We start from the raw sequence: 26940 nt of genomic DNA on the forward strand, positions 1-26940 counted from the left end.
CGCAGGATGCTGGAGCGTTACGGAAGGGGAGTAAATATCAAAGCGTGTTTGCATGAGGCGCTGGGGCACCCCATGCAACACGTAATTGGGATATAGCCTTTTTTATGTGCCAATGGCTGGGTTACTGAATGCTCTTGCCCGCGCGCACATCCTTGATGAAGCCTTTCAGGCTCGCCAGATCGCGGGGAGCGCCACGCAGTATCTGGTCACCTATGATAAAGGCCGGTGTGCCGGAGATACTCATGGCTTCGGCCAGCGCCCGGTTGGTGCCGAGGTTCTGATCTATGCTGCCGTCCTTGATCTTGGCCTCGACCTTGCTCCAGTTCACCCCGGCTGCTTCAGCCAGCTGCTTCACCTGGGCTTCATCGGACAGCGGGCCCTGATGAGCGTACAGTTTCTCGTGGAAGGCCTGGTATTTGTCAGGCTGACCCAGTTGCACCGCCAGAGCCGCACGGGCCGCGAAGTAGGAGGTCTCGCTCAGAATGGGGAACTGCTTGTAGATGTAGCGGATGTCTTTGTCTTCACCCAGCAACTGCTTGATCAGCGGATGGGCGCGCTTGCAGTAACCGCAGTTGTAATCGAAGAACTCGACCACGGTCAGGCTGCCCTTGGGGTTGCCGCTCTCGGGATCATTATTGGCATAGAGCTGCTTGGCGTGTGCCTGGATCAGGCTCTTGTCGTTGGCCGCCTGCTGGCTCTCCTGCTTGGCGCGCAAGGCATTGGACATCTCGACCAGGATCTCCGGATTCTTGACCAGATAGTCGCGCACGATTTGCTCGACATCGCTCTTGGACAGCTCGCTTGCCTGAACTGGCGCCGCAAGCAGGGTAGCGCCAGTCAGGGCGCAAAGCAGGGCATGTTTGATTCTCATAAGTCCATCTTGCTGGAAATTTCGTGATGGCCACTATAGTGGGTGAGTCTGTTTTCAAGTCAAGTTATCTGGTTGAAAAAGCGTAGCTTATGCCCCGCTTGTCGACTTTATGCGTCATTTAGCCCAATAAATCGGCAAACGAGCGGCGAGGGGATTTACAAGGGCGATCGCCATGGGTAATATTCGCAGCACTGTCGCGGAGGGGTGGCAGAGCGGCTGAATGCACCGGTCTTGAAAACCGGCGATGGGCGACCATCCGTGGGTTCAAATCCCACCTCCTCCGCCATTTATTCAGCCAAAAAGGCCATCCGAAAGGATGGCCTTTTTGCTATGTGCCCCGTGTCCTTTCAACGGTATTTTCATGCAGGCATATCTGAATTTGCAGGATAAACTGTGGGCAATCTCCAATTTTGTGACCGGTCCAAGTGTGCCATCCGTTGACGCTTGTTAACATGCGGTACGTTTCCATGTTTGGCCACCCTACCTTGTGCACGATCCTCATACCGTAGAAATGAACACCCTGCATGCGCTGGATCTCATCGCCCAGTTTGAGACGGCCGCTGATGAAGGCGCCATAGTGACCCTGCTGCGTGAGCTGACCGCGCGCATGGGATTTGATCATTTCAGGCTCGGCCTGATCTTCCCCAGCACCATTCAACGTCCCGACGTCATCATCTTCAACGGTTGCCCGCAAGCCTGGGTGGATACCTATACCAGCAGCGGCTTCTTTGCCATCGATCCCATCGTCAAACGCGGCATGACCCAGAGCCCCCCCATTCTGTGGGCCGATGTGGTACGCGATGAGGAGCGTTGTGATGAGCAGGGCCGAGAGGTCATGCAGCTGGCCAGCGAGTATGGCATTCGCGATGGCGTGACGTTTCCCTGGCACGGCGCCAACGGTCATGTGGGCCTGCTCTCCTTTATCACCAGCGAACCTCGTACCAGGCAACAGTGGCTCACTGCGGTGCCCTTTCTCAGCTGGCTCTCCATGCACATTTTCGAGGCGGTGGCCCGGGTTTGTCTGACCGGTCTGTCACCCCACGATGCGCTGAGTCTGCGGGAGCTGGAGGTGTGCCGCTGGGCGGCGGAGGGCAAGCAGGTGAGCGATATTGCCCAGATATTGGGGATCTCCCCTCGTACCGTGACATTTCACCTGAACAATGTGGTGAGCAAGCTGGGGGCCAGCAGCAAGAGTCAGGCCATTTCATGGGCCCTGAAGCAGGGGATGGTCAGGTTGAACGTGGAGATGGCGCTGGTTGCCAATGTGGATGAGAAACAGTGATTTCATTGGCATTGAGCAAGTCGTTGCGCGATCTGCAAAACATTCAACTGAACGAGCAACTTTTTATGGTGTAAAGGCCGGTAACGCACAATTTATTGCGCTGCATGAGTGAGGTTTGATTGGGGATTTCATCTAAGATGCTGAAATTTAAAGGTTAAAAAGAGTGGCATGGTCGCTGCTTATGGTTTGGTCGAGTGCTATCTCATTTAACCAACCCATCAGGAGCATACACATGCCAACTCCATGTTATATCAGCATCGAAGGTAAAACCCAGGGCAATATCACCGCAGGTGCCTTCACCTCCGATTCCGTCGGCAACATCTTCGTGCAGGGCCACGAAGACGAGATGCTGGTACAAGAGTTCCAACACGTCGTTACCGTGCCGACTGACCCGCAATCCGGTCAGCCTGCCGGTCAGCGCGTCCACAAGCCGTTCAAGTTCACCGTTGCGCTGAACAAGGCCGTGCCGCTGATGTACAACTCCCTGGCCTCCGGCGAGATGCTGCCGAAAGTGACCCTGAAGTGGTACCGCACCTCCGTCGAAGGCAAGCAGGAGCACTTCTTCTCTACCGTGCTGACGGATTCCACTATCGTCGACATCGACTGCCAGATGCCCCATTGCCAGGATCCGGCGAAATCTGACTTCACCCAGCTGATCCAGGTCTCTCTGGCATATCGCAAGATTGACTGGGAACACACAGTGGCTGGTACCTCCGGCTCTGACGACTGGCGTGCACCTATCGAGGCCTAAGCCCCGAGTCCTTATTGACGTTATTCCTTGTAATGCACCCCAGGGTTCTGGTGTTCACAGTGTCAGTGGTCGCCAGGCCCATGCAAGCTTTCTCCGGCCTGTTCGTCTGGATGTGGTCGGAGCTTTTGTGTTTTGCCATATGGCTGAAGGCATCGACCTTATTGCAAAGCACAACAGAGGTCAGTCGTGATGTGTCCCACTATTGCGTTGCCCGGTGATACCGGCACCGACCACGATGGGTTCCACCCATCCCCTGTGATTGCCGCGAGTCCGAGTCCGGACGTTTTTCTCGACGTCAAGCCGGTGGCCCGGCAGGGCGATCCACTGGCCCCCCACGACAAACCCAACAATCCTCCCTATCCACGCAGCATCTCGGGGGGCGTCGGCTCCGTGCTGTGCACTTTACGGCGCAGTGGCAAGCCCATCGCCGTGACCGGTACTGCCATTGGTTGCGGTGGTGTTGTGATTGGCTCGGGCAGCGGACAGGCAGGATAAGGAAAGGCGTTATGGCAGACAGCACAGGATTACAATTTACCGTCAAGGTAGGGGCGCTGCCCGAGAGCACCTTTGTGGTGGCCGAGTTTGCGCTGGAAGAGGCGCTGAACGGTCCCTTCCAGCTGCGGCTGGAATTGGCGAGCTCCGAGCCCGACGTCGACTTCGGCGCCTTGCTGGACCAGCCGTGCGAGCTCTTGGTGTGGTACAACGGCGAGCTGCAGCGGCGGGTGTGCGGGGTCGTGAGCGATGTTGCTCAAGGGGACAGCGGCTTTCGCCGCACCCGCTATCAGCTCATGGTGCAGCCAGCATTGTGGCGACTGGGCCTTCGCCAAAACTCCCGTATCTTCCAGGCGCAAAAGCCTGACGAAATCCTCTCCATCCTGCTGCAAGAGCACGGCATCACCGATTACGCCTTTGCGCTGAAAAACGAGCACGCCCAGCGGGAATACTGCGTGCAGTACCGCGAGACCGACCTCGATTTCGTCAATCGGCTTGCCGCTGAAGAGGGGCTCTTCTACTTCCATGAATTCGACGCGGGCAAGCACCGCATCGTGTTTGCCGACGACGCGGCCGCCCTGACCGCCGGCCCCGAGCTCTTCTTCAACCTAGGCAATCGTTCCCTCGAGCAAGGCCCCTATGTGCGGCAGTTCCACTATCGGGAGGCAGTGCGCCCGTCGGATGTGGAGCTCAAAGACTACAGCTTCAAGACCCCGGCCTACGGCCTCTCCCACAAGAAGATGGGGGCGGAGCTTGAGCACCAGCGCGATACCTACCAGCACTTCGACTACCCCGGTCGCTACAAGCAGGATGACAGCGGCAAGGCCTTTGCCCAGCACAGGCTCGATGCGCTGCGCAATGACGCGGTGGCGGGCAGTGGCAGGTCCAACAGCGCGGCCTTGCTGCCGGGCCAGTATTTTTCGCTGACCGAGCACCCGAACGGCAGTCTCAACACCGACTGGCAAATCGTGCGCATCAGCCACACCGGCTTGCAGCCGCAGGCGCTGGAAGAGGAGGGGGGCAGTGGCCCGACCGTCTACCACAACGAATTTGGCGTAGTCAAAGCCAGCACCAGCTGGCGGGCCCATATCGGTAGCCCGGAGGCGCCTAACAAGCCGATGGTGGATGGCCCGCAAATCGCCATAGTGGTAGGCCCCGAGGGGGAGGAGATTTACTGCGACGAGCATGGCCGGGTCAAACTGCAATTCCCGTGGGACCGCTATGGGTCGAGCAATGACATGAGTTCCTGCTGGGTGCGGGTCAGCCAGGGCTGGGCGGGTGGCCAGTACGGCATGATGGCGATTCCGCGCATCGGCCACGAAGTTATCGTCTCATTTCTGGAAGGGGACCCCGACCAGCCCATCGTCACCGGTCGCACCTTCCACGCCACCAACCGGCCACCCTACGAGCTGCCGGCCAACAAGACTCGTACCGTGCTGCGTACCGAAACCCATCAGGGGGAAGGGTTCAACGAGCTGCGTTTCGAAGACCAGGCAGGTCAGGAAGAGATTTATATCCACGGTCAGAAAGACCTGAACGTGCTCATCGAAAACGATGCGGCCTGGCACATCAAGCACGACCAGCACAGCGATATCGACAACGAGCGGGTGATCCGCATCAAGGCCAATGATCATTTGAGCGTGGAAGGTGAGAAGCGCGACCAGATCAAGGGGGACTACTCGCTCATCGTCGATGCCAGCATGCACCAGAAGCTCGGCCAGTCCCTGCTGGTGGAAGCTGGTAGCGAAGCGCATCACAAGGCTGGCATGAAGATCGTGATGGAGGCCGGCGCTGAGCTGACCCTTAAAGTCGGCGGCAGCTTCGTCAAGCTCGATGCCGGTGGCGTGACCCTCAATGGTGGCTCTATCAAGATGAACTCGGGCGGCAGCCCGGGTTCTGGCGCCGGCTGGGCAGGCAAGCCTCCCATCCTGCCGGGCAATGTTGAGGTGCCAGCACCACCTCCGGCAACCTTGCCCGCTCCGGCCATTCACAAGAGCATGGAGTCCATGGCGCCGCTGGCCAAGCCTTGTCCGCTCGCACCACCTCCACCCGCTCCACCCCAGCTTGCCGGAGGGCCATCGATACCACCGCTGCCGCCACCTGTTGCGGCCAAAGGGGAGGGCAAAAAGCCGGCAAAGAAGTGGGTGACGATAGAGATATCCAAAGCGGATGAAGCACTCAGATACTATTCGGCGCAGGGGTACACGCTGCTCAACAACTATTTGCGGGATCGCCCATACAAGCAGCAAGAGGCCGTCGATACCCTGCTTAGCCGCAGTTATTTGAATGATGAACCGGTATCCGAGAGTGAGTTTGACCAGGCAATGAAGGCCTATGTTGCCGATGTGGAGGCTGGTCTGGCGAAATTGCCGGCTTCACCCGATTTGCACTTCGTGTACCGAGGGTTGGCGCTGGACAAGCCGGAGCTCGCAGCCCTGAAAGATCAGTTCACTGAGGTGGGCAATATCGTTGTTGAGCCAGGATTCATGAGTACCTCACCGGACAAGGCCTGGGTCAACGACACCTTGTTGAGGATCCGCCTGCCCGCTGGTCATGGTGGTCGTCTGCTGGGGGAGGCTGCGCACTTCAAGGGGGAGGCGGAAATGCTGTTTCCGACCCAGACCAGACTCAAGGTTGATCGAGTCGTTTCCTCCATGAGCGGCGATTTTGACTCCTTGTTGAATACAATTCCAACCTCTGACAATGCATCGGACAACCGCAGCAGGATCAAGCGACTGATTGAGGTTTCCGTATTATGACGTTATCTGATTGGCTAGCTGGCGAGCAAGCGGGTGAAATATATGCCGTCATCGATGGGTCTCTGGCAGCGTCAGCCGTGGCAGATTTCTATACATATGACGGAGAGAATGCAAATCCACTTTTTGCCGGCACCTCTTTCGATGAGCAGTCTGCTTTGGGGCCCTGGTTGCTACCTGCGCCTTCCACTGAGTTCATGACTGCCAATCCTGCCCTGAGCGGCTTCTACCTGATCAGCGATCAATCAGTGGAGCTGATCCGTCGCCATTGGCAGAGCCTGATAGAAGCGATACGCGAGGGAGAAGCAGTCTGGTTTCGTTTCTCTGACCCACGCATTTTTCTGCCCATGCTCAGCGCGATGACCCCTGATGAACGCGATACTGTGCTGGGGCCCTGTTCCGGGCTCTGGATCCATGGTGAAGCCTTCGCTCGCACGCCTCATGCCCGGTTCCAACCCGCATTGCAAAGCCCCTGGTTTCATATCCGGCCTCATCACCTGGCTGGACTCTACGACGAGAACCGTCATGCCTACATCTTGCGGCGGCGGTTATGGCAGACCATGACGGCTATGATGGAGCGGCATCCTGACCCGGCCGGGGCCATTTTACCCACCCTCAAACAGGCCAATCAGGATGGGCTGCAAGAGGATGTGCGGGATGGTGTGGTGGCTGGCGTCTTGACCTTGCAGGCCAATTTGCCTCTTGAAGAGATACGGGTGCCTTTGATGCTGACCGACGATGAGCTGGTTCAGGTAGCCAACTGGCTGAACAAACATCACGAATTGACAGGAGTATCCTGATGGCGGCAGATCCCCACTGTATCCCTTGCGAACGTTATGATAACTGGATAGAGATAGACGTTCGTGATGAGCACAACTGTTCGTTCAAGGGGCTCAAGGCGACTTTGACTGACGAAACAGGCAAGTCAGAGACGGTCACCCTGAAGGATGGACCCACCCTGGTGCGAGGGTTTGCAGTTGGCCCGGTGGCTGTAAAAATTGAGACGCCAGCCTGGCTCAAGGCGGCGCAGTCCCGTGAGGCCCTCAAGGAGGGTGGGGCCACACAGGTACCCGCCTATACAGACAAATTCTTCGGGCACGACGACGTCAAACGAGAGCACATCAAGGTGACCTCAGGCGACCTTTGCCTCACTGAACCAGAGCAGCCACTACCAGGAGGACATCAGGCAGAACAGGCTCAGCCTCCTCGCTTTTTCACCAAACACTCCTATGTAATTGAAGTGAAAGGCTATCAGATCAATATCTTGCGGATTGGGGTGTTTTTTGACGGCACGGGTAACAACACCCACAACGCCCAGGCGGGGTTGCAAAAAGTAGAGCAGTGGCTTCTGGAAACCTGCTCAGATCCGGCGCAGCGGGAGAAAGAGCTGCGGGGCTGTCAGATGGGGCAAAGCCCGGTTGAAGGTAGCTCAGCCAATGATGTGACCAATGTGGGCAAGTTGTTTGAGCAATATGACATCGCAGCAGGCCCGTTGCTGGCTCACAGCTATATCAGTGGCATTGGGACTCGCGACCCAATCGCAGGAGAAAATGGCCCTGAATATCGTTCGGATGACACCCTGACCCAGGGATTTGATCTCGATTTTGGTGGGGAGAACACCTCTATTATCGGAAAGGTAGAAGTAGCATGTCAGCAGAGCATAGTTCGCTCGATCAATCGGGATTTGGGCGAGATTTTAGTTGATGTGGATTGTATCCATCGTATCGAGTTTGATGTGTTTGGGTTTAGCAGAGGTGCTGCTGCTGCCCGCCACTTTGTAAATGTGATAGACCAAAAAGCTGATCACCCCTTGGTGCAAGCTATGGCGAATAGCCCGAATATTCCCCTAAAGGCAGGTTTTGACTGGGCTAGCCGCGACGACGTGCGCTTCACCTTTGTGGGGCTGTTCGATACCGTTGTTTCCTCTTACAACCGCAGTGTCAATATTCAACTCAAAGCGGATTGTGCAGAGCGGGTGGTACATCTCACCGCGTTGGATGAAGTTCGCAAATACTTCCCGCTATCACGCATTACAGAAGATGCTGCAGGCACCAGTCCTCCTGCTCACTTTACTGAGCTGGCGCTACCGGGGGCTCACTCTGACATAGGTGGTGGTTACTATAGCCGCTGGAGCTTGAGTAATCCCAACAGCGATCCAGCCCTGATCGAGTGCATTGAGTTGGAGCGTTTTATGAGTGTGGAAACTGTTACAACACCAGATGCCGAGAGCAGTGCCTATCAAAAAGCCAAGGCGTATGCCGAGGAGAAACGAACGTTGGGCTGGGTCACTCGTATCAATCCCAACCTGCCTCGTGGCACCGTGCCGCCGCTGGGGGCGATCAGCCTGAAACCTTACTCCTTCCGGCGTCCCGAGGGGAAAAATGGCACAGGCCCCGGCAAAAAATCGGTCTATGTGGAGGTGCTGATGAGCAGGGTAGTTGAGGGGGAATACTCCCGCATTCCGCTGCATATGATGGTTGAGGCGGGCCGTGCCGTGGGGGTGCCGTTTAAACCATGGATGCCGGATGATAGGGCATTGCAACTTGAACCGCTCTCTATTAAACGGCCAGAGGCTGACTTGAAGGCATTGGATAAACTTTGGGCGCTATCCGCTATCGAACAGAAGGTTGCCAAGAACTTGACCCATCAATTATCGCCCGACATTTATCGTGCCTTGCGTCGTGACTATCTGCACCACAGTGCCAGCAACCAGGGCATCGCCAATCCGGCCAATACTAATAAATATGAGTCCAGCATCAGCAAGGAGAGACGTAAGCTGATAGGGAACAAGGAAACACAAAGATGAAATATATTGTCGCATTGTTGGGGTTTTGCCTGTCATTGATGGCCTGTGCGGCACCCCAATCTCTGCCTAAATTTGCTTGGGATTATGGTACAGGCAGCAATATAGATCTTACTAAGAACACCAAGACAGAGTTCTATCTTGGAGGGAAACAAGTTTATGCCGACCGTTTGGCAGGTGGCGGAGCTGGAGGTTTACTTGCTGATCGAATCAAAGCGCAACGTTACTATTGGGCGGGCGGTGGTGGCCTGCCTACCGACGGTGTTCCCATCCCCGATAAAGCGGTGATTGAGATGGTTTCCTTCCATGATCGCAAGCGCTACCGCATAAAGGTGGACTTGCCTGCCAATCTGGAGCAGCAGATGCGCCAGGTCTACTCTGTTGAGGGTCGTTATGACCGCCGTAGCTGGCTCTATTTTGGCCTAGCGCCAGGCGGCTATTTTGAGGTGTTACTTAAGGGAGATAAGCTAAATGTTAAGCCAGATATTCTGCTTGCTCGTGGTATTGCCGAAGTTGTGACCGATGATTGGTATGACCAGAGAGTACCGATAGCGCGCCAATATGGAATGGATGATTTTGATAAGAAATATGGCGCGTTATTTAAGCAATTTCCAGTTCCTAGCGGGATGGATTGGGCTCCCATCATGGATGCCTACCGTGCAGCGCAGCCTAAGACTGATATAAACCCAGTGCAATAATGAGGCGCTTCCCGCCGGGAAGGCAGGTGTCCCTATCAGGTAGGGGTGGCGCGTACCGAAAGCGATCCCGTTTCGCGCTAGTCACGCCTGGCGTCCGAGTTGTGGCGAGGGCAGATAGTGTGGTAACGCATTGCCAAGAAAAAGACAAACTCCGAATCTCAGTTATCAGCTTGGTGGAAGAGTACAGATAATTCGGGATTCTATGGATAGATATAACAGGAAAATTATACCGCATGACCCATATCAAACACCTATTGCTCACATTTGCCATTAGTTGTGCGTCGATTGCTGCCAATGCCAATGCCAATGCCAAAGATTGGAGCAAAGAGACACTGGCAGCAGTGCAACAAGCAGCCGAGCAGGGCGATGCCCAGGCCCAGGGAGAGCTTGGGTTCATGTACTTAATGGGGCGTGGCGTGGAGCAGGACGATAAACAAGCGATGATTTGGTTTCGAAAAGGTACCGAGCAGGGAAATGCGTATGCCCAGTACAACCTCGGGGCAATGTACGCCAATGGTCTCGGCGTGGCAAAGGACCATAAACAAGCAGTGATTTGGTATCGAAAATCAGCTGAGCAGGGAAATGATACGGCTCAATGGTTGCTCGGGAGAATGTACGACATGGGCCAAGGCGTGGCACAGGACGATAAACAAGCCGTAATTTGGTATCGAAAAGCCGCTGAGCAGGGCAATTCTGCTGCCCAGAACGACCTTGGGGAAATGTACCGCGAGGGAAAAGGCGTGGTGCAGGATGATAAGCAAGCAGTGATTTGGTTGCAAAAAGCAGGGGAGCAGGGCAATACCATTGCCCAGTTTAGCCTCGGGAAAATGTACTTCATGGGGGAAGGTGTAGCGCAGGACTCACGCCAAGCCTATGCCTGGTTTTCAACGGCTGTGGCTAATGGCGATACCTATGCTGCTGAATGGAGAGACGGGGTCGCCGATCGACTCACACCTGCAGCCTTAACCGAAGCTAAGCAGTTAGCGGCCAGCTACGTTCAGCAGTACCAGCTCAAGTAATACCCACAGCACTGATAGCTGCGTTTGAGCTATCTGGCATTACGCTGGCTCTTCCCAAGGATCTGGGCAAGCAGATGGCGCAGTGTCTGATTAACGATTCTGTTTTATCTTAACTAGCGATAAAGGTGAGCTGAATTATTAAGTAGACCAATATTTGTACGCTATGTAATGCGGCATCAATGCCCCATCAGCTCATGCCGATGGGGTTTTTTGTTTGTCTTTCAATGATGGCCAGGGATCAGCCCAATCAGGTGCTGCAGGCTTTTCTGGCGGGGATGGCGACGGGTGGCGAGGCTGATGCGGGTGGTGAGCGGTTCATCGGCGATGGGGTGATAGCTGACGCCGTGGGGGTGCAGCTCGCTCACCGATCGCGGGATGATGGCAACCCCGAAACCGGCCTGCACCATGCCGACGGTGGAGATCACTTGCGGGCTCTGGCTGCCGAGGCGGGGGCTGAAGCCGGCCCGCTGGCAGCACTGGGTGATGGCATCGTACAGGCCGGGCCCGAGCTCGCGGGGGAACAAGATGAAGGGGTCCGCCGCCAGGGCCTCGATGGCGATGGCGTCGCCGCCTGCCAGCGCATGGTGCGGGGGGAGGGCGATCAGCATCTCCTCCTCGTCGATGAGGTGGTGGGTCAGTGCCGAGCTGCTGCTGCACGGCAGGCGCAGGATGGCGGCATCCAGCTCCTCGCTCACCAGATCGCGCACCAGGTTGGGCATGCTGTTCTCGATGGGATGCAGGCTCACCTCGGGCCAGGCCTGGCGAAAGTCGTGGATGAGCCGCAGCACGCTCGGGTGCAGCACGGTGGAGCCGGCAAAGCCCAGGCGCAGGGAGCCGAGCTGACCACGGGCGATACGCCTGGCCTTCTGCATGGCCTGCTCGGTTTGCGACAGTATCCCCTTGGCATCCTGATAGAGGCTCAGTCCCGCCTCGGTCAGCTCCACGCTGCGGGTCAGCCGGTGAAACAGCGGCGTGCCCACTTCCTGTTCAAATTTGCGGATCTGCTGGCTGAGCGGTGGCTGGGCCATGCCCAGCGCCTCGGCCGCCTTGGTAAAGCTCTGCTTCTCTGCCACGGCTACCAGGTAGCGCAGGTAACGAAATTCCATATCTGGTACGTCTCGAAGCTGATGGGTTTGGATATTGGTATCAAACTGTGATCTTGGTCACTATTGAATCCTGATTTGCCAACCTAACAGGATTGGAGGTTAAATCCAAATGGAAACCTATACACAGTGTGACTGTGCCATCGAGATCAGCCAGCAGTTTGCCCGCTGGCAGGCCCGTCAGGGGGGCGGCGAGGTCTATCAGAGCTCCTTGATGAGCGCCCTGCTGGCCGGCGTCTATGAGGGCGAGACCACCATGGCCGATCTGCTGCGCCACGGCGACTTCGGTCTTGGCACCTTCAACCGGCTCGACGGCGAGCTGATTGCGTTCGAGCGCCAGATCCATCAGCTCAAGGCCGATGGCTCGGCCCGTCCGGCCCAGGCAGGCCAGAAAACCCCGTTTGCGGTGATGACGCATTTTCGCCCCTGCCTGGAGCGCCGCTTCGATCACCCCTTGAGCCGCGACGAGATCCATCAATGGATCGATCAGCTGGTGGGCACCGACAACGTCTTCGTCGCCTTTCGCCTCGACGGCCTGTTTGAACAGGCGCAGGTGCGTACCGTGCCCTGCCAGACCCCGCCCTACAAGCCCATGCTGGAAGCCATAGAGGCCCAGCCGCTGTTTTCGTTCAGCCAGCGGCGCGGCACCCTGGTCGGCTTTCGCTGCCCGCCCTTCGTGCAGGGGATCAATGTGGCCGGCTATCACGAGCACTTCATCACCCAGGATCGCCAGGGCGGTGGTCATATCCTCGACTACGCCATGGGCCACGGCCAGCTGCAGTTGTCTGTGGTTCAGCACCTCAACATAGAACTGCCACGCAATCCTGCCTTTCAACAGGCTGACCTCAATCCCGCCGATCTGGACCGCGCCATCCGCGCTGCCGAAGGCTAATCCCTTCGCTTACAAGGAGTTATTCTCATGGAAAATCAACACTGGGGCTGTGGGGCCGAACTGGTGGTGCGCCACCTGGAGGCACAGGGCGTCAAGCAGGTATTCGGTATTCCGGGGGCCAAGATCGACCGGGTATTCGATGCCCTGGAAGATTCCCCCATCGACACCATAGTGGTGCGTCACGAGGCGAACGCCGCCTTCATGGCCGCCGCCGTGGGCCGGCTGACCGGCAGGGCTGGGGTGGCGCTGGTGACCTCGGGCCCGGGTTGCGCCAACCTGATCACAGGCCTCGCGACCGCCACCTCGGAAGGGGATGCCATGGTGGCGCTGGGGGGCGCGGTGCGACGGGCCGACGGCCTCAAGCTCACTCACCAGAGCCTGGATACCGTCAGCCTGTGCCGGCCGGTCACCAAGTTCAGCGCCCAGGTGGGCACAGGATCCGCCCTTTCAGAGGTGATGGCCAACGCCTTTCGGTCCGCCGAGCTGGGTCGCCCCGGTGCCGCCTTCGTCAGCCTGCCCATGGACATCATCAACGAGCCGACCGATGGCGCCATCCTGGTGCCCAGAGCCATTCCCGAACCCGGTGCCGCCGATGAGGCAGGCATAGACAGGGCGCTGAGCCTGCTGGCGCAAGCCCGCAAGCCGGTGGTGCTGCTCGGCCTGCTGGCCAGCCGGCCGGAAAATTCCCTCGCGGTGCGCGCCTTTTTGGACAAGAGCCGGTTGCCGGTGACGGGCACCTATCAGGCGGCCGGCGTGGTGGATACCCACCATTTCGATGACTTTGCCGGTCGGGTGGGGCTGTTCAACAACCAGCCGGGGGACAGGTTGCTGCAGGGGGCGGATCTGGTGATCTGCATCGGTTACAGCCCCATCGAATATGACCCTGTGCTGTGGAACGGCACGGGGGAGCGGCAACTGCTGCACATAGATGCCCTGCCGGCGGAGATCGACAGCAGCTACTGCCCGGCGGTGGAGCTGGTGGGCTCCATCAGCGCCAATCTCTATTGCTTGACCAAGATGTTGAACCAGCCGCTGGCACGGGATCCCGCCATCGCTGCCCTGCTCGGAGAGATCCGGGCCCAGCGCCATCAGCTGACCCAGCATGCGCAGCATCTGGGGGGCATGCCGATCCATCCGCTGCGCATCGTCAAGGAGCTGCAGGACATCATAGGGCAGGACATGACCCTGTGCGTGGACATGGGCAGCTTCCACATCTGGATTGCCCGCTACCTCTACAGCTTCCGGGCGCGCCAGGTGCTCATCTCCAACGGTCAGCAGACTATGGGGGTGGCGCTGCCCTGGGCCATAGGTGCGGCCATGGTACGGCCGGGGGAGAAGATCATCTCGGTGTCCGGCGATGGCAGCTTCATGCAGTCGAGCATGGAGCTGGAGACCGCAGTGCGGCTCAAGTCCAACATAGTGCACATCATCTGGGTCGATAACGGCTACAACATGGTGGCGATGCAGGAGGAGAAAAAATACCGCCGCAGCTCGGGGGTGAGCTTCGGGCCCATCAACTTCAAGGCCTATGCCGAGTCCTTCGGGGCGGCCGGGTTTGCGGTCACCAGCGCCGAGGATCTACGGTCGACCCTGCGCGCCGCCATGGCGGTGAGCGGGCCTGCGGTGGTGGCCATACCGGTGGATTACAGTGACAACCACCTGCTGATGGAGCAGCTCAGACCCGAGTTGCTGAGCTAGCGACCAAGGGGGCAGCCGGAGTTGCGCCGGGCCAATAGCAGACCGCCCCTGCCCGGCTGCAATGGGGCGCTCTGTCATGACGAGAGGGCATCCCCGCGATGGCAACAGGGGTCATGGCATGACAGAAGGGGGCATCACCATGGGGCCGGCCACCGCGAGGGCTGTGTCGTCCCCGCGCAGCACCCGCACGATTTCGAGGGCAAATTCGATGGCGCTGCCCGGCCCCTGGCTGGTGATCAGGCGATGAGCCTCATCCGTCACGACCCGCGCCTTACTCAAGTGTGCGGCGGGCAGGCTTGCTTGAAAGCCCGGATGGCAGGTGACGCTGGCATCCCCCAGCAGATCGTGGTGTTGCAGCACCACGGCGGGGGCGGCGCAAATGGCCCCCCGCCCCCGGCCGCGCCCCCCCCCCCCCCCCCCCCCACGACAATGGCCTCGAAGTCACGGCTGGTCAGCTCGTCGATATGGCAATCTGCGACGAGCTGCACCCCGCGGGAGGCGCGGATCTGGCGCAGACCTGCCGGGCAGCAGGAGGCGAGCAGCACCTCGATGCGGGCGCGCACCAGAGTGTCGACGATGGCGACCGTCTCTATCTCTTCCGAGCCTGGGGCTACCAAGACCAGTACTGTCATACTGCACTCCTCAAGTCGTTCGCGATCTCGCCGGGCTCAGCTCTTCTCTTTGATGGCCTGATAGAGGCCCTGATTGACCGGGACGGCGATGCCGTGCCGGGCGGCCCTGGCCAGCAGGAAGCCGGTGATGGCCTCGATCTCGGTCTCCCGGCCCTGCTCCATGTCCTGATACATGGAAGAGTAATTGTCGGCGGTGAGCGTGACAACCGTCATGGCTCGGCGCAACAGTTCCTCGCTGCTGGTGGGCTGGCCTTCGGCCTGCATCACGTCCGCCACTTCCACGCAGATCTGTTGCAGGACATCGGCGAAGCGGGGGCCTGCCAGCTCGCCATTTTTGAGCTTGTAGAGCGCGGTCAGCGGATTGATGGCGCAGTTGATGGCGAGTTTTTGCCACTGGCGAACCAGGATCTGCTCATCCCAACCGGCCTGACCGAGGGCGGCACCGAGATCGTCCGCCAGGGCGGCATGGGCCTTGGCAGCCTCATTGACCGGGCCGAGCCAAGTTTCACCCTTGCCGGTATGGCGGAACACGAAGTGGCCGCTTTGCATGGCGCCATGGCTGGTGACACCCGCGATGACAGGATTATGGGGGAACAGCTGGACCACCTGCTCGGCGATGCCCATGCCGTTGTGCAGCAGCACGATGGGCACGCCCGCCGCCAGCTTGCCCACCAGCGGCGTCAGGGCCGACACCACCTGACCGGCTTTGGTCATCACCAGCAGACGCTTGATCTGGCCTGGCTGGCTGATGAAACCGCGTTCGATGGCGATCAGCTGGGTATGGCCCTCCAGCGAGGTGAAGTCGATCCCGGGGTGCAGGGTCGAACGGTGACGATCGCGCAGCAAGACGCGGGTCGACTGACCGCTTTGAGTCAGCAGGGAGGCGAAGACGCCACCCAGGGCGCCGCAGCCCAGCAGTGACCATTGGGGGGAGGAGGGCAGTCGGGAACTCTGTAATCCGCTTGGCATGGAGAGACTCAATCAAGGTAGGGGTTGCATTCCGGTCAACCGCCCGCCGGGGATAAGTGAAGATGTCGCGTGGCGGACACTAACGGGTCTCGCCATTCCTGTGCGCAGGGGATTCTAGCAGAGCAACCCCATCGAAATCAGCAAATTTGCCGGTTTTCTGGTAGATTTGCCCCCTTATAGCGCAACATGAGGAGCCCTGACATGCCGTCATTCGATATTGTCTCTGAAGTCAAAATGAACGAGGTGTTGAACGCCGTCGATAACGCCAATCGTGAACTGGCGACCCGTTTCGATTTTCGTGGTGTTGAAGCCAGCTTCGAGCTGAACAAGGAAGAAGTGAAGCTGGAGGCCGATGCCGACTTCCAGCTCAAGCAGATGGTCGAGATCCTGCGCGCAGCTCTGCTCAAGCGCAACATCGAGAACAGCTCAATGGACGTGGGTGACAGCGTTCACTCCGGCAAGCGTTTCCACCTGAACGTCAAGTTCAAGCAGGGGATCGAGAAAGAGATCGCCAAGAAGCTGGTGAAGCTGATCAAGGATTCCAAGATCAAGGTGCAGGTCGCCATTCAGGGTGATGAAGTGCGGGTCACCGGCAAGAAGCGTGACGATCTGCAGGAGGCCATGGCGCTGGTACGTGGTGCCGAGCTGGGTCAGCCGATGCAGTTCCAGAATTTCCGCGATTGATGACGGGCGGGAGGGTTTGGCCCTCCCCCTTGTGCCACCGCCACGCGGTGCAACAGTAAAAGGTTCGATGACAGAGCCATAAAAAAACCGGAGCAGCTGCTCCGGTTTTTTGTATCCGCATTACCCGTTCTATTAGAACTTGTAGGTAACGGAGAAGTAGTGGCTGAAGCCAGAGCTCTTCCAGGGGGTACCGTCGTAGGCGGTAGAGCCATCTTTGGTGCCGTAGGCATCCATGAAGTACTTCAGGCCGTAACCGACAGCGTAGCGGTCAGAGTGCCAGTAGATACCGTGGAAGGTCGCCAGGTTGTCGCTGGTACGGTCGGCACGGTCGTGGGTGTCCAGATCGAAGGCGTAATCCAGATAGCCCTGGTAGGAGACGAAGCTGCCGTTGCTGAAGGTGTAGAAAGGCTTGAACCAGTTCATGGCGAACCAGTAACCGTTCCACTCACCTTCTTCTTCGGTGAAGAACTGGTTTTCGGTGGCGTGGCGAGCATACAGGTTCATACCCACTTTACCAAACCAAGGCACCTGTACGTCAGCACCCAGACCGATCATGTTTTCCATCTGGTTGTCGCCGATGTTGTTCAGGGAGGCGATGTACACCTCTTGCACCGGGCCGAAGGAGAGATCTTTACCAGTCAGCGCATCCAGAGACATACGCGGCGCAAACTTCATGAAGAGGTTCTGACCCTTGTGCTTGTCGCTGTGACGGGAATCGAAGATGTCGAACACATCGACGTAACCGTACAGGTCAAACAGACCGGAACGACCGCCAAATTCCATTTCGAAGTAGGTGTCGTTGTAATCTTCTGCACCAGTGGTGAAAGGACGTTGGTCGATGGTATGCATGACGTTGAACTGCATCCACTTGTAATCGTTCTTGTGGATGTCACCGCTGTAGTCAGCAGCGAAGGCCGGGGTGGCGGCAGCAGCCAGCAGACCGGCAGCGATCAGAGTCTTGGTAAATTTGGCCATTTTATTGGTCTCTTGTGCGTTAGTTGAGGTTTTCCGTAGCCTGCCCACAAGGAGCGGAAGGGATTCTAGCCAAATAAATTCATCGGAGAAACAAGAGCCGGGGAACTTTATTCGGAAGTGTGAATCTAATCACCCCCAATTTCACGCAAACGCTTGCTATTTGTCCTGTTGCAAGAGCAATGCTCTGCCTCGTTTGGCAACCAGCACGATCAGGATCAACACCGGAATGCCGAGCAGGCTGGTGCCGATAAAGAAGGTGCTGTAGCCGAACTGTTCGACGAAACGGCCGGAGAAACCCGCCAGCAACTTGGGCATCAACAGCATGACGGAGCTGAACAGGGCGTACTGGGTGGCGGAGAAGGCCACGTTGGTCAGGCTCGACAGATAAGTCACGAAGGCGGCCGTCGCTATGCCGGCGCTGAGGTTGTCGACTGAGATGATCAGGGTCAGCAGCTCCAGGTTGTGGCCTACTTCGTTGAGCAAGGCGAACAGCAGATTGGTACTGGCGGTGAGCAGGGCACCGAGGAACAGGATGCGCAGGGTGCCAAAGCGCATCACCAGCACGCCCCCCAGGCCGGCCCCCACCAGCGTCATGATGACGCCATACACCTTGGTGATGGTGGCCACTTCCGTCTTGCTGAACTGCATGTCCACGTAGAAGCTGTTGGACATCACCCCCATCACCACATCCGAGATGCGATAACAGGCGATGAGCCCCAGGATCAGCATGGCCGAGCCGCCGTAACGGCGGAAGAAATCGGCAAACGGACACCAGATGGCCTCGTAGATCCAGGCGCCGATGCCGGCCAGCGAGGTGGGCCAGCCACGGGAGAGCAGCAGTGCCCTGCGCGCTTCCTGTTGATCGTTCTGACCGGCGAGATCGATATCCGGCTCGTGGCAGATCAGGGTGGTGATGACGCCGAGGGACATGAGCCCCGCCATCAGCAGATAGGTGAGTTGCCAGCCATGGTAGTCATAGCCGCTGTTGCTGCCGAGCCAGGCCGCCAGTGCCAGCGCCCCAGCGCCGGCCATGATCATTGCCAGCCGGTAACCCGTCATGTAGGAGGCCGCCATGGCAGCCTGCAACCGCTCCGGCGCCGACTCGATGCGATAGGCGTCGATGACGATGTCCTGCGTCGCGGAGGAAAACGCGACCAGCAGGGCAAACAGGGCGAGCTGGGCGAGCTGGGTCTTGGGATCGCAATAGGCCATGCCCACCAGAGAGAGGGCAATCAGCACCTGGGAGAGCAGCATCCAGCTGCGGCGCCGTCCCAGCCAGCGGGAGAGCAGCGGCAGCGGCAGTCGATCAACCAGCGGTGACCACAACCACTTGAAGCCATAGGCCAGCGCCACCCAGCTCATGTAGCCGATGTCGGTCAGGCTGACATCGGCCTCGCGCAGCCAGAACGAAAGGGTACCAAACACCAGCAGCAGAGGCAGGCCGGACGAGAAGCCCATGGCAAACAGGATGAGGACCCGAGTCTCAAGATAGACGGCGAGCGAATCTCGCCAGCTCGGGGTGCGGACAGTGTTCAAATACCTGACTCCTCTGGGAAAATTGCGCCATTTTGTCAGGTTCGTGAGGGATAGCCAAGGCAAGCCGAGCGTGACGGATCCGGATTCAGGGGCGCAGGCCGATGCAGTGGCGTGGCAGGGGGCCGTCCGTGGTCAGATAGTTGGCGCACTCCATCAGCTGCAGGCGCAACCAGACGTCGGCGATGATCTGTTGCTCATCCCACTGATGCAGGCTGTGCAGCAGGTGCCAGAACACCCCTTCCCGGTCGGTGGCCGGTTGTTTGTCTGCTGGGATATGGGGTAATTCTTGCCAGTGGGAGAGGAGCTGCCAGCTCATATCTTCCAACTGCTGATAGGGGATTTCTCGTGCCAGAAAATGACGAACCGCCTGGGCCAGCGGGACTGTGTGTTGGGTTAGGTACTCGTTGCTGGTCACCGGAACCTCCTTCTCCTCATGTGGGCCATACCCTGAAAAACGGGGCAAGGTCAGAGTATAGAAAGAGGCGCCGGTGACCCGGGCAAAAACGCGGTGGAATGTGATCCGGCCTGCGTTATTTCTCTGCCAGCAACACCACCTTCTTGAGGATGATGGGGCTGGTGGGCACGTCGTTGGCGCGCAGGATGGAGCTGTAACCCGTCTGAACCTGGGCCAGCTTGTCCAGCACCTCCATGCCCTGTACCACTTGGCCGAATACGGTATAACCGGCACCGCCATCGGCATTGAGGTTGTTGTTGTCGGTCAGGTTGAAGTAGAACTGACGGGTGGCGCTGTCCACCGCCTGGGTGCGGGCCATGGCGATAGTGCCGCGTTTGTTGGGCAGGCCGCCCTTGGACTCGTTGACCACGGGGTCGAAGGTCGGCAGTTGCTGGAACTGCTGGTTGTAGCCACCCCCCTGCACCACGAAGTCCTGGATCACCCGGTGGAAGATGCTGCCGTCATAGCTGCTATCCGCCACGTAGCGCAGGAAGTTTTTCACCGTCTGCGGCGCCTGCTTGGACGCCAGCTCCACCACTATGTTGCCGTGGTTGGTCTCCATCCTGACCTTGGGGCCTGCGAACGCCAGCGGGGCGATCAGCATGGCCAGTAACCAGAGTTTTTTCATTTGACTCTCCTCGCTCAGCTCGGCTGACCCTTGAGATAACCACGCAGGGCATTGTCCGCCATGATCTGTTGCAGCAGGCTGCCCAGCTGTTGGTTCAGGATGGATTCCAGCTCGGCCATGGTCGGTTCACCCGGGCCTTCCTTGCTGGAAGACATGTTGAACTGCTTGGTCAGTTTGCTGCCCTGGAAGTCGGCGATCACCTGCAGGCTGACACGGGACTTGGTGACATAGGTGAAGGTCTTCTCTTCCACAGTGACTGCGGCGCTGGAAATGGCCAGGGTCAGGTTGGTGGTACCGCTGTTGCCCACTTCCAGCCCCTGGCTGCGCAGGCCTTCCGCCAGCTTCTCGGCCAGCAGGGTGTTGAGTGGCTGTTCGCTGTTGACCAGCACGGCGGCCTTCTCTTTCTTCTTGATGGAGAAGACGTAGGCGGCTTCACGCTTGTCGACCCCTTCCAGGGTGATGCGGTTGCCCGAGTAGTACTGCTGATTGGACGGAATAACCTGCGGGTTGAGCAGGGCGGTTTCCGGCCAGTGAGTCGCACAACCACCCAGCATCAGGGCGGCCAGCAGCAAGAGTGACTTTTTCATCATGGGTTTCCTTTAGCGTTCGATGGTTTTTATCGTTTGATGGCTTTCAAAATAACGAATTTGCTGTTCGACGCAACGACTTGTGCATTGGCAAACAGGCGCTTGAGCTTGTTGTGATAATCCAGGTGACGGTTGCCTACTATCCAGAGTTCGCCCCCCTGGGGCAACACCCGGTGGGCATCGCTGAACATCTGCCAGGCGATATGATCGGTGATCGCCTGCAACTGATGGAAGGGCGGGTTGCAGAGGATCCGGTCCGCCGAACCAACTTCCACCCCATCGAGACAGTTATTGACCATGAAGCGGGCCCGGGGCAGGGCATCCGGCAGATTGTGTTCGACGTTGAGCTTCGCCGAGGCCACCGCCATGTGGGATTCGTCGATGAAGGTCACCTCCACCTCGGCATCCCGTGCCAGCAGCGCCAGCCCCAGCACACCGTTGCCACAGCCGAGATCGATCACCCGCCGCGCACTATGTATCGGTAAATTGTCCAGCATGAAGCGGGCGCCAATATCCAGGCTGGTGCGCGAAAACACGTTGGCATGGTTGTGGATGAGCATGTCGGTGCCCTCCAGTGGCCAGGCTGTCGGGAAGGGATTGCTCAGGGCTGGTCGCTCGCTGGCCGATGTGCCATCAACGGTGCAATGAATGAGGCGCGCCTTCTTCCAGGCCAGCGAGGTGCGGGTCTGTCCCAGGTATTTTTCAAACAGCGCCAGGGTCGAGCTGTGAATGTCCTTGGCCTTGCCGGCGGCAAGGATGCGGGTGGCCGGGGTTGCCACCTGACGCAGGGCCAGCAGTTGCTGTTCCAGCAGCGCCTGATATTTGGAGACCTTGATCACCACCAGAGCAGGTGCATCGGGCAGGGGGGCCAGCGCATCCTGCAGCGTGATAGCGTGAGGATCCAGCCCGTTCCCCGCGAGGTTGACCAGGGTCGCCTGCTCGCTGATATGGGAGTCGCTCACACAGACAGGGGCATAGCCGTGCAGGTAGGCGGCCAGCGCGCCGAAGCCGTCATTCATGATGATGACGGGGCCGGTCTGCTCGAGTGGCGCTTCTGCCAGGGTATTGATCAGGTACTCGTCTGCCGCATCCCAAGCCTGCAACGGATCCTGGCTCTGGCGTGGATAGCGATACAGGGTCAGACGACAATGGGCCGTGTCGAGAAGGGTTTGCATAGGCTAAGCGTCCAGATGATTCATAAAACAGGCGCCGGCGGGGCGCAAAGTGGCGCTATTCTAGCGGGGGCGGAGAATTTCACCAGCCCGGCGGCACAGGGCGGGATGCAAAACCGCGCCTCTTTCTCCGTGCCGGACGATTTCGTCATACTACCAACCCTGGCTACAATGGCCGGACATCCATTTTGGGAGTTTTGCTCGTGACCATGCAACAACAGATCGAGGCCAAGCTGGCCGCTGCCTTGTCCCCCAGCCACCTGGAGGTGATCAATGAAAGCTACATGCACAGGGTCGCGCCGGGCTCAGAGAGTCATTTCAAGGTTGTAGTGGTGAGCCAGGCCTTCGAGGGTCAACGGCTGCTGGCCCGTCATCGCCAGGTCAATGGCGTGCTGGCCGACGAGCTGGCGGGGGCCATTCATGCACTGGCATTGCATACCTATACGGAGCAAGAGTGGCAGCAACGGGAACAGGCGCCGACGACCCCGAGTTGTGTCAGCAAGAATGGCCTGGCCTAGGATCATTGACTAATTGATTACTCAATCCTCGACTAGTTAACAATTACCAAACGTTTTTTGCCGCGTCCCGAGTCCTTGCTCGGGACGCGACTCTCCTGCCCAGCCATCAAAATTTCTAATCTATTTTTGAACATAAACACCATTACCCATTTTGGGGTATTTAAGGCTAACTTGAGGCAAATCCTGAGGTTTAGTGAAGAAAACGGCGTGATTAAATTTCGATGATTTTGTGATAGAGCGGGGATTTTCCCCATTTTGCATGGCAGGTAACTTGTCATAGGTGGTAAACTCAGGCGCTTTTGAATGACCCTGTATGTTGCTTATTTGTTTGTTTCTTCGACATTATTTCGCAACATGGTCGGGCTCATTCAACAACTCGTCGTGATGTATTTCTCGGCGCTAACCAACCTGTCTTCCCTTAACGGTAGTGCAAGTGAGTATGATTACAATTAAAAGAGGACTGGACATCCCCGTGCTGGGTGCTCCGGAGCAAGTAATCTACGATGGCCCGGCCATCACCCGTGTTGCTACACTCGGCGAAGAGTTCGTGGGGATGCGACCTACTATGTTTGTCAAAGTAGGTGATCGCGTCATTAAAGGTCAGGAGCTCTTCGAAGATAAGAAGAACCCCGGCGTTAAATTCACGGCCCCTGCCACCGGTGTGGTTTCAGAGATCAATCGGGGTGCCAAGCGCATTCTGCAATCCGTTGTCATCGAACTCGATGGGTCCGACGAGCAGGTGACCTTTGAGCATTTTGCGTCCGCCGAGCTGGCACAGCTCGCGCGCAGCAAGGTGCAAGAGATCCTGGTCGCATCAGGCCAATGGACTGCGTTGCGTACTCGCCCGTTCAGCAAGGTGCCGGCCGTGGAGTCTTCTCCCCGCGCTATCTTCGTCACCGCGATGGACACCAACCCGCTGGCCGCCAATAGCGATCTCATCATCAAGGAACAGTCTCAGGCGTTCCTCGATGGTCTGGCGGTATTGACTCGCCTGACTGATGGCGCCGTCTACGTCTGCAAGGGCGAGGCCAGTCTGCCGCACGCTTCCCTGGCGCAAGTCAAAGAGGAAGTGTTCGTTGGCCCGCACCCTGCCGGTCTGCCTGGTACCCATATCCACTTCCTGGATCCGGTCAGCGCCAAGAAGGTGCAGTGGTACATCAACTATCAGGATGTCATCGCTTACGGCAAGCTGTTCACCACTGGCCAGATTTTTACCGACAAGGTGATCTCCCTGGCCGGCCCGAACGTGGTCAAGCCACGCCTGCTGCGCACCCGCATGGGCGCCTGCATCAGCCAGCTGACCAACAACGAGCTGCGTGCGGACGAGAACCGTGTCATCTCCGGTTCCCTGCTCAGCGGTGCCAAGGCCGAAGGCGTGCATGACTATCTGGGTCGTTACCACAACCAGGTGAGTGTGCTGGGCGAGGGGCGTGAGAAAGAGTTTCTGGGGTGGGTCAATCCCAGCGCCAGCAAGTTCTCCATCACCCGTACCACCCTCTCTCATCTGATGAAGGGCAAACTCATCAACTTCACGACCACCACCAACGGTAGTGATCGCTCCATGGTGCCTATCGGCAACTATGAGCGTGTGATGCCGCTCGACATCCTGCCGACCCTGCTGCTGCGGGATCTGGTCTCCGGTGACATCGACAGCGCCCAGGCGCTCGGTTGTCTGGAGCTGGATGAGGAAGATTTGGCGCTCTGTACCTTCGTCTGCCCCGGCAAGACAGAGTACGGCCCAGTCTTGCGTGAGTGCCTGACCAAGATAGAACTGGAAGGTTAAGCGATGAGTTTCAAGCAACTTCTTGAAAATATGGAACATCACTTCGAGCCGGGCGGCAAGTACTCCAAGTACTATGCCCTGTTCGAGGCGGCGTACACCCTGTTTTATACCCCCGGGTCCGTGACCCGCAATGCTGCCCACGTCCGTGATGCGATCGATCTGAAACGCATGATGATCATGGTGTGGCTGGCCGTGTTCCCGGCCATGTTCTGGGGCATGTACAACGTCGGCAATCAATCCATCGCCGCCATCGCCCATCTGGGCACGGCTGCCGGTGCCGACACCTGGCAATACACCATTGCGACCCTGCTGGGTGCCTCGCTGGATCCGGCGGTCGCCGGTATCGGCAGCAAGATGCTGATCGGTGCTGCCCACTTCCTGCCCATCTACCTGACCGTGTTCCTGGTCGGTGGTTTCTGGGAAGTGCTGTTCGCCATGGTGCGCAAGCACGAGATCAACGAAGGCTTCTTCGTGACCTCGATCCTGTTCGCACTGATCGTGCCGCCCGAGCTGCCCCTGTGGCAAGCTGCCCTGGGTATCACCTTCGGTGTGGTGCTGGCCAAGGAAGTGTTCGGTGGTACCGGCAAGAACTTCCTGAACCCGGCGCTGGCGGGGCGTGCCTTCCTGTTCTTCGCCTACCCGGGCCAGATCTCCGGTGATGCCGTCTGGGTTGCCGTTGACGGCTACTCAGGTGCGACAGCGCTGAGCCAGTGGGCCCAGGGTGGCCAGATGGCGCTGATCAACGGTGCAACCGGTCAGGCAATCAGCTGGATGGATGCCTTCCTCGGCAACCTGCCGGGTTCCATCGGTGAAGTCTCCACCCTGATGATCCTCATCGGTGCCGCCATGATCGTCTACATGCGGATCGCCTCCTGGCGCATCATCGCCGGTGTGATGATCGGCATGGTCGCCACCTCCCTGCTGTTCAACGTCATCGGCTCAGACACCAACCCCATGTTCAACATGCCGTGGCACTGGCATCTGGTGCTGGGCGGCTTCGCTTTTGGCATGGCCTTCATGGCGACCGATCCTGTCTCCGCCGCTTTTACCAACAAGGGCAAGTGGTGGTATGGCGCCCTGATCGGCGTCATGGTCGTGCTGATCCGTGTCGTGAACCCCGCGTTCCCGGAAGGCATGATGCTGGCCATTCTGTTTGCCAACCTGTTTGCCCCCTTGTTTGACCATTTCGTGGCGCAGGCGAACATCAAGCGGAGGATCGCTCGTGGCGTTTAATAAAGACTCTACTGTCGGCACCCTGACTGTCGTAACCGGTCTGTGTCTGGTCTGTTCCATCGTGGTCTCCGTGGCTGCCGTGGGGCTGCGTCCGGCTCAGCTGGAAAACAAGGCGCTGGACAAGCAAAGCAATATCCTGTCCGTTGCCGGTGTCGATGTCAGCAGCGTGGCCAAGCGTGACCTGGCCCAGCTGTACGGCGACAAGATTGAAGCGCGTCTGGTCGATCTGGCCACGGGTGAATTCGTTGACGGCGATGCCGACAACTTCGACACCAAGCTGGCGGCGAAAGATCCGGCCAAGAGCATTCGTCTGGCCCCGGCCGACGACAAGGCCGGCCTGCGTCAAATCTCCAAGCTGATCCCGGTGTTCTTCGCGAAAGATGCGCAAGGCAAGGTCGACAACATCATACTGCCGATCTACGGCCAGGGTCTGTGGTCCACCATGTATGCCTTCGTGGCGGTCGCGGCCGATGGCCAGACCATCAAGGGCATCACCTACTATGACCACGGTGAAACCCCGGGTCTGGGTGGCGAGATCGAGAACCCGGCCTGGCGTGAGCTGTTCGTCGGCAAGAAGCTGTTCGATCAGGATGGTCAGCCTGCGCTGCGGGTGATCAAGGGCCATGCTCCGGCGGGTTCCGAGCATGAAATCGACGGCCTGTCCGGCGCGACCCTGACCGGTAACGGCGTGCAGCACACCTTCGACTTCTGGATGGGACCCAAAGGCTTCGGTCCTTTCCTGGCCAAGATTCGTGCAGGAGAAATCAACAATGGCTGACAAGAGCGAAATGAAGAAGTTGCTGTTGACGCCTGTGCTCGGCAACAACCCCATCGCCTTGCAGGTGCTGGGTGTCTGTTCCGCGCTGGCCGTTACCAGCCAGATGAAGACCGCGTTCGTGATGACGCTGGCCGTTACTGCGGTCACCGCCTTCTCCAACCTGTTCATCTCCCTGATCCGCAACCAGATCCCGAACAGCGTGCGGATCATCGCCCAGATGGCGGTGATTGCCTCGCTGGTTATCGTGGTTGACCAGGTGCTCAAGGCCTATGCCTATGACATCTCCAAGCAACTGTCGGTTTTCGTGGGTCTGATCATCACCAACTGTATCGTGATGGGGCGTGCCGAAGCCTATGCCATGAAGAGCGCCCCGCTGCCCTCTTTCCTGGACGGTATCGGCAACGGTCTGGGTTACGGTGCCGTGTTGCTGGCTGTTGCGACCGTGCGTGAGATCCTGGGCTCGGGTACCTGGTTCGGTATCGAGCTGCTGCCGCTGGTGAACAATGGTGGCTGGTACGTGCCTAACGGCCTGTTGCTGCTGCCGCCGAGTGCGTTTTTCATCATTGGTCTGATCATCTGGGGCGTTCGCACCAAGGATCCCAAGCAGGTGGAGGCGAAGGATTAAG

Annotated in this window: 25 protein-coding genes, 1 tRNA gene and 2 pseudogenes; 18 read left to right on the forward strand and 10 right to left on the reverse strand. The window is 58.4% G+C overall.

From position 1 onward, the window contains the following. Positions 1–121 precede the first annotated feature (121 nt). The gene (locus ACW5XD_RS05890) at positions 122–871 is read right to left on the reverse strand and encodes a DsbA family protein (RefSeq protein WP_456494074.1); all 750 of its coding nucleotides are present in this window, start codon (positions 869–871) and stop codon (positions 122–124) included. A 198-nt stretch (positions 872–1069) separates the two neighbouring features. On the opposite strand from ACW5XD_RS05890, the gene ACW5XD_RS05895 reads away from it, so the two are divergent. The 10 genes and pseudogenes from ACW5XD_RS05895 to ACW5XD_RS05940 all read left to right on the forward strand — a co-directional run bounded on the left by ACW5XD_RS05895 (position 1070) and on the right by ACW5XD_RS05940 (position 10672). After that, positions 1070–1157: transfer RNA gene (locus tag ACW5XD_RS05895), tRNA-Ser, on the forward strand. Between the two features lie 225 nt (positions 1158–1382). Further along, positions 1383–2153, forward strand: coding sequence for a LuxR family transcriptional regulator (locus ACW5XD_RS05900; protein WP_456494075.1), 771 nt, complete (start codon positions 1383–1385; stop codon positions 2151–2153). Between the two features lie 232 nt (positions 2154–2385). After that, positions 2386–2904 carry a type VI secretion system effector Hcp1 gene (gene hcp1, locus ACW5XD_RS05905; protein ID WP_042867131.1) on the forward strand — a complete coding sequence of 173 codons (519 nt, stop codon included), beginning with the start codon at positions 2386–2388 and terminating at the stop codon, positions 2902–2904. Positions 2905–3093: 189 nt separating this feature from the next. After that, positions 3094–3399 (forward strand): PAAR domain-containing protein, encoded by a 306-nt coding sequence (locus tag ACW5XD_RS05910; protein ID WP_456494076.1) that lies wholly within the window; start codon positions 3094–3096, stop codon positions 3397–3399. A gap of 11 nt (positions 3400–3410) precedes the next feature. After that, positions 3411–5417, forward strand: a pseudogene (gene tssI / locus ACW5XD_RS05915) (type VI secretion system tip protein TssI/VgrG); the annotation flags it as partial. Then, entirely contained in the window at positions 5403–6155 is a 753-nt protein-coding gene (locus ACW5XD_RS05920; RefSeq protein ID WP_456494321.1) for an ADP-ribosyltransferase, read from the forward strand. The pseudogene tssI and the gene ACW5XD_RS05920, both read left to right, overlap by 15 nt. Then, positions 6152–6952 carry a DUF4123 domain-containing protein gene (locus ACW5XD_RS05925; RefSeq protein ID WP_456494077.1) on the forward strand — a complete coding sequence of 267 codons (801 nt, stop codon included), beginning with the start codon at positions 6152–6154 and terminating at the stop codon, positions 6950–6952. The genes ACW5XD_RS05920 and ACW5XD_RS05925 overlap by 4 nt, the downstream gene beginning before the upstream one ends. Beyond that, positions 6952–8958: a T6SS phospholipase effector Tle1-like catalytic domain-containing protein gene (locus ACW5XD_RS05930; protein ID WP_456494078.1), complete on the forward strand. Its 2007-nt coding sequence runs from the start codon at positions 6952–6954 to the stop codon at positions 8956–8958. Before ACW5XD_RS05925 ends, ACW5XD_RS05930 begins: the two co-directional genes overlap by 1 nt. Continuing rightward, positions 8955–9653: a DUF2931 family protein gene (locus ACW5XD_RS05935; protein ID WP_456494079.1), complete on the forward strand. Its 699-nt coding sequence runs from the start codon at positions 8955–8957 to the stop codon at positions 9651–9653. Before ACW5XD_RS05930 ends, ACW5XD_RS05935 begins: the two co-directional genes overlap by 4 nt. A 233-nt stretch (positions 9654–9886) precedes the next feature. Beyond that, complete coding sequence (locus ACW5XD_RS05940; RefSeq protein WP_456494080.1) at positions 9887–10672, forward strand: tetratricopeptide repeat protein; 786 nt, start codon at positions 9887–9889, stop codon at positions 10670–10672. A 221-nt stretch (positions 10673–10893) separates the two neighbouring features. On the opposite strand, the gene ACW5XD_RS05945 is transcribed toward ACW5XD_RS05940, so the two are convergent. Beyond that, positions 10894–11778 (reverse strand): LysR family transcriptional regulator, encoded by an 885-nt coding sequence (locus tag ACW5XD_RS05945; protein ID WP_456494081.1) that lies wholly within the window; start codon positions 11776–11778, stop codon positions 10894–10896. Positions 11779–11887: 109 nt separating this feature from the next. Here ACW5XD_RS05945 and budA point away from each other — a divergent pair, with 109 nt between their 5' ends. Further along, a complete protein-coding gene (gene budA, locus ACW5XD_RS05950) occupies positions 11888–12667 on the forward strand; it encodes an acetolactate decarboxylase (RefSeq protein ID WP_098984791.1) in 780 nt (259 codons plus the stop codon). A 27-nt stretch (positions 12668–12694) separates the two neighbouring features. Beyond that, positions 12695–14365 carry an acetolactate synthase AlsS gene (gene alsS, locus ACW5XD_RS05955; RefSeq protein ID WP_456494082.1) on the forward strand — a complete coding sequence of 557 codons (1671 nt, stop codon included), beginning with the start codon at positions 12695–12697 and terminating at the stop codon, positions 14363–14365. 111 nt (positions 14366–14476) lie between these two features. Here alsS and ACW5XD_RS05960 read toward each other — a convergent pair. Beyond that, positions 14477–14997, reverse strand: a pseudogene (locus ACW5XD_RS05960) (DJ-1/PfpI family protein). Positions 14998–15033: 36 nt separating this feature from the next. Beyond that, positions 15034–15966, reverse strand: coding sequence for a ketopantoate reductase family protein (locus tag ACW5XD_RS05965; RefSeq protein WP_456494083.1), 933 nt, complete (start codon positions 15964–15966; stop codon positions 15034–15036). A gap of 201 nt (positions 15967–16167) precedes the next feature. Here ACW5XD_RS05965 and ACW5XD_RS05970 point away from each other — a divergent pair, with 201 nt between their 5' ends. After that, positions 16168–16650, forward strand: coding sequence for a YajQ family cyclic di-GMP-binding protein (locus ACW5XD_RS05970; protein ID WP_005311958.1), 483 nt, complete (start codon positions 16168–16170; stop codon positions 16648–16650). Between the two features lie 132 nt (positions 16651–16782). On the opposite strand, the gene ACW5XD_RS05975 is transcribed toward ACW5XD_RS05970, so the two are convergent. From ACW5XD_RS05975 to ACW5XD_RS06000, 6 genes are all read right to left on the reverse strand, one after another. After that, a complete protein-coding gene (locus tag ACW5XD_RS05975) occupies positions 16783–17625 on the reverse strand; it encodes a nucleoside-specific channel-forming Tsx family protein (RefSeq protein ID WP_043134423.1) in 843 nt (280 codons plus the stop codon). 156 nt (positions 17626–17781) lie between these two features. Beyond that, a complete protein-coding gene (locus tag ACW5XD_RS05980; protein ID WP_456494084.1) occupies positions 17782–19161 on the reverse strand; it encodes an AmpG family muropeptide MFS transporter in 1380 nt (459 codons plus the stop codon). Between the two features lie 85 nt (positions 19162–19246). Next, the gene (locus tag ACW5XD_RS05985; protein ID WP_456494085.1) at positions 19247–19576 is read right to left on the reverse strand and encodes a hypothetical protein; all 330 of its coding nucleotides are present in this window, start codon (positions 19574–19576) and stop codon (positions 19247–19249) included. A gap of 115 nt (positions 19577–19691) precedes the next feature. Further along, complete coding sequence (locus ACW5XD_RS05990) at positions 19692–20243, reverse strand: peptidylprolyl isomerase (RefSeq protein ID WP_456494086.1); 552 nt, start codon at positions 20241–20243, stop codon at positions 19692–19694. Positions 20244–20257: 14 nt separating this feature from the next. Continuing rightward, entirely contained in the window at positions 20258–20830 is a 573-nt protein-coding gene (locus ACW5XD_RS05995) for a YajG family lipoprotein (RefSeq protein ID WP_456494087.1), read from the reverse strand. Positions 20831–20859: 29 nt separating this feature from the next. Continuing rightward, the gene (locus tag ACW5XD_RS06000) at positions 20860–22005 is read right to left on the reverse strand and encodes a methyltransferase (protein WP_456494088.1); all 1146 of its coding nucleotides are present in this window, start codon (positions 22003–22005) and stop codon (positions 20860–20862) included. A gap of 206 nt (positions 22006–22211) precedes the next feature. On the opposite strand from ACW5XD_RS06000, the gene ACW5XD_RS06005 reads away from it, so the two are divergent. The 5 genes from ACW5XD_RS06005 to ACW5XD_RS06025 all read left to right on the forward strand — a co-directional run bounded on the left by ACW5XD_RS06005 (position 22212) and on the right by ACW5XD_RS06025 (position 26939). Further along, entirely contained in the window at positions 22212–22520 is a 309-nt protein-coding gene (locus tag ACW5XD_RS06005; RefSeq protein WP_065401500.1) for a BolA family protein, read from the forward strand. Between the two features lie 439 nt (positions 22521–22959). Next, the gene (locus tag ACW5XD_RS06010; protein WP_456494089.1) at positions 22960–24303 is read left to right on the forward strand and encodes a Na(+)-translocating NADH-quinone reductase subunit A; all 1344 of its coding nucleotides are present in this window, start codon (positions 22960–22962) and stop codon (positions 24301–24303) included. A 3-nt stretch (positions 24304–24306) separates the two neighbouring features. Continuing rightward, on the forward strand, positions 24307–25536 hold the full coding sequence (locus ACW5XD_RS06015) for an NADH:ubiquinone reductase (Na(+)-transporting) subunit B (RefSeq protein ID WP_456494090.1): 1230 nt from the start codon (positions 24307–24309) through the stop codon (positions 25534–25536). Beyond that, positions 25526–26314 (forward strand): Na(+)-translocating NADH-quinone reductase subunit C, encoded by a 789-nt coding sequence (locus tag ACW5XD_RS06020; RefSeq protein WP_456494091.1) that lies wholly within the window; start codon positions 25526–25528, stop codon positions 26312–26314. The genes ACW5XD_RS06015 and ACW5XD_RS06020 overlap by 11 nt, the downstream gene beginning before the upstream one ends. Next, a complete protein-coding gene (locus ACW5XD_RS06025) occupies positions 26307–26939 on the forward strand; it encodes an NADH:ubiquinone reductase (Na(+)-transporting) subunit D (protein WP_042654098.1) in 633 nt (210 codons plus the stop codon). Before ACW5XD_RS06020 ends, ACW5XD_RS06025 begins: the two co-directional genes overlap by 8 nt. The last annotated feature ends 1 nt before the right edge of the window (position 26940 follow it).

The organism is Aeromonas enterica, from assembly GCF_054052465.1.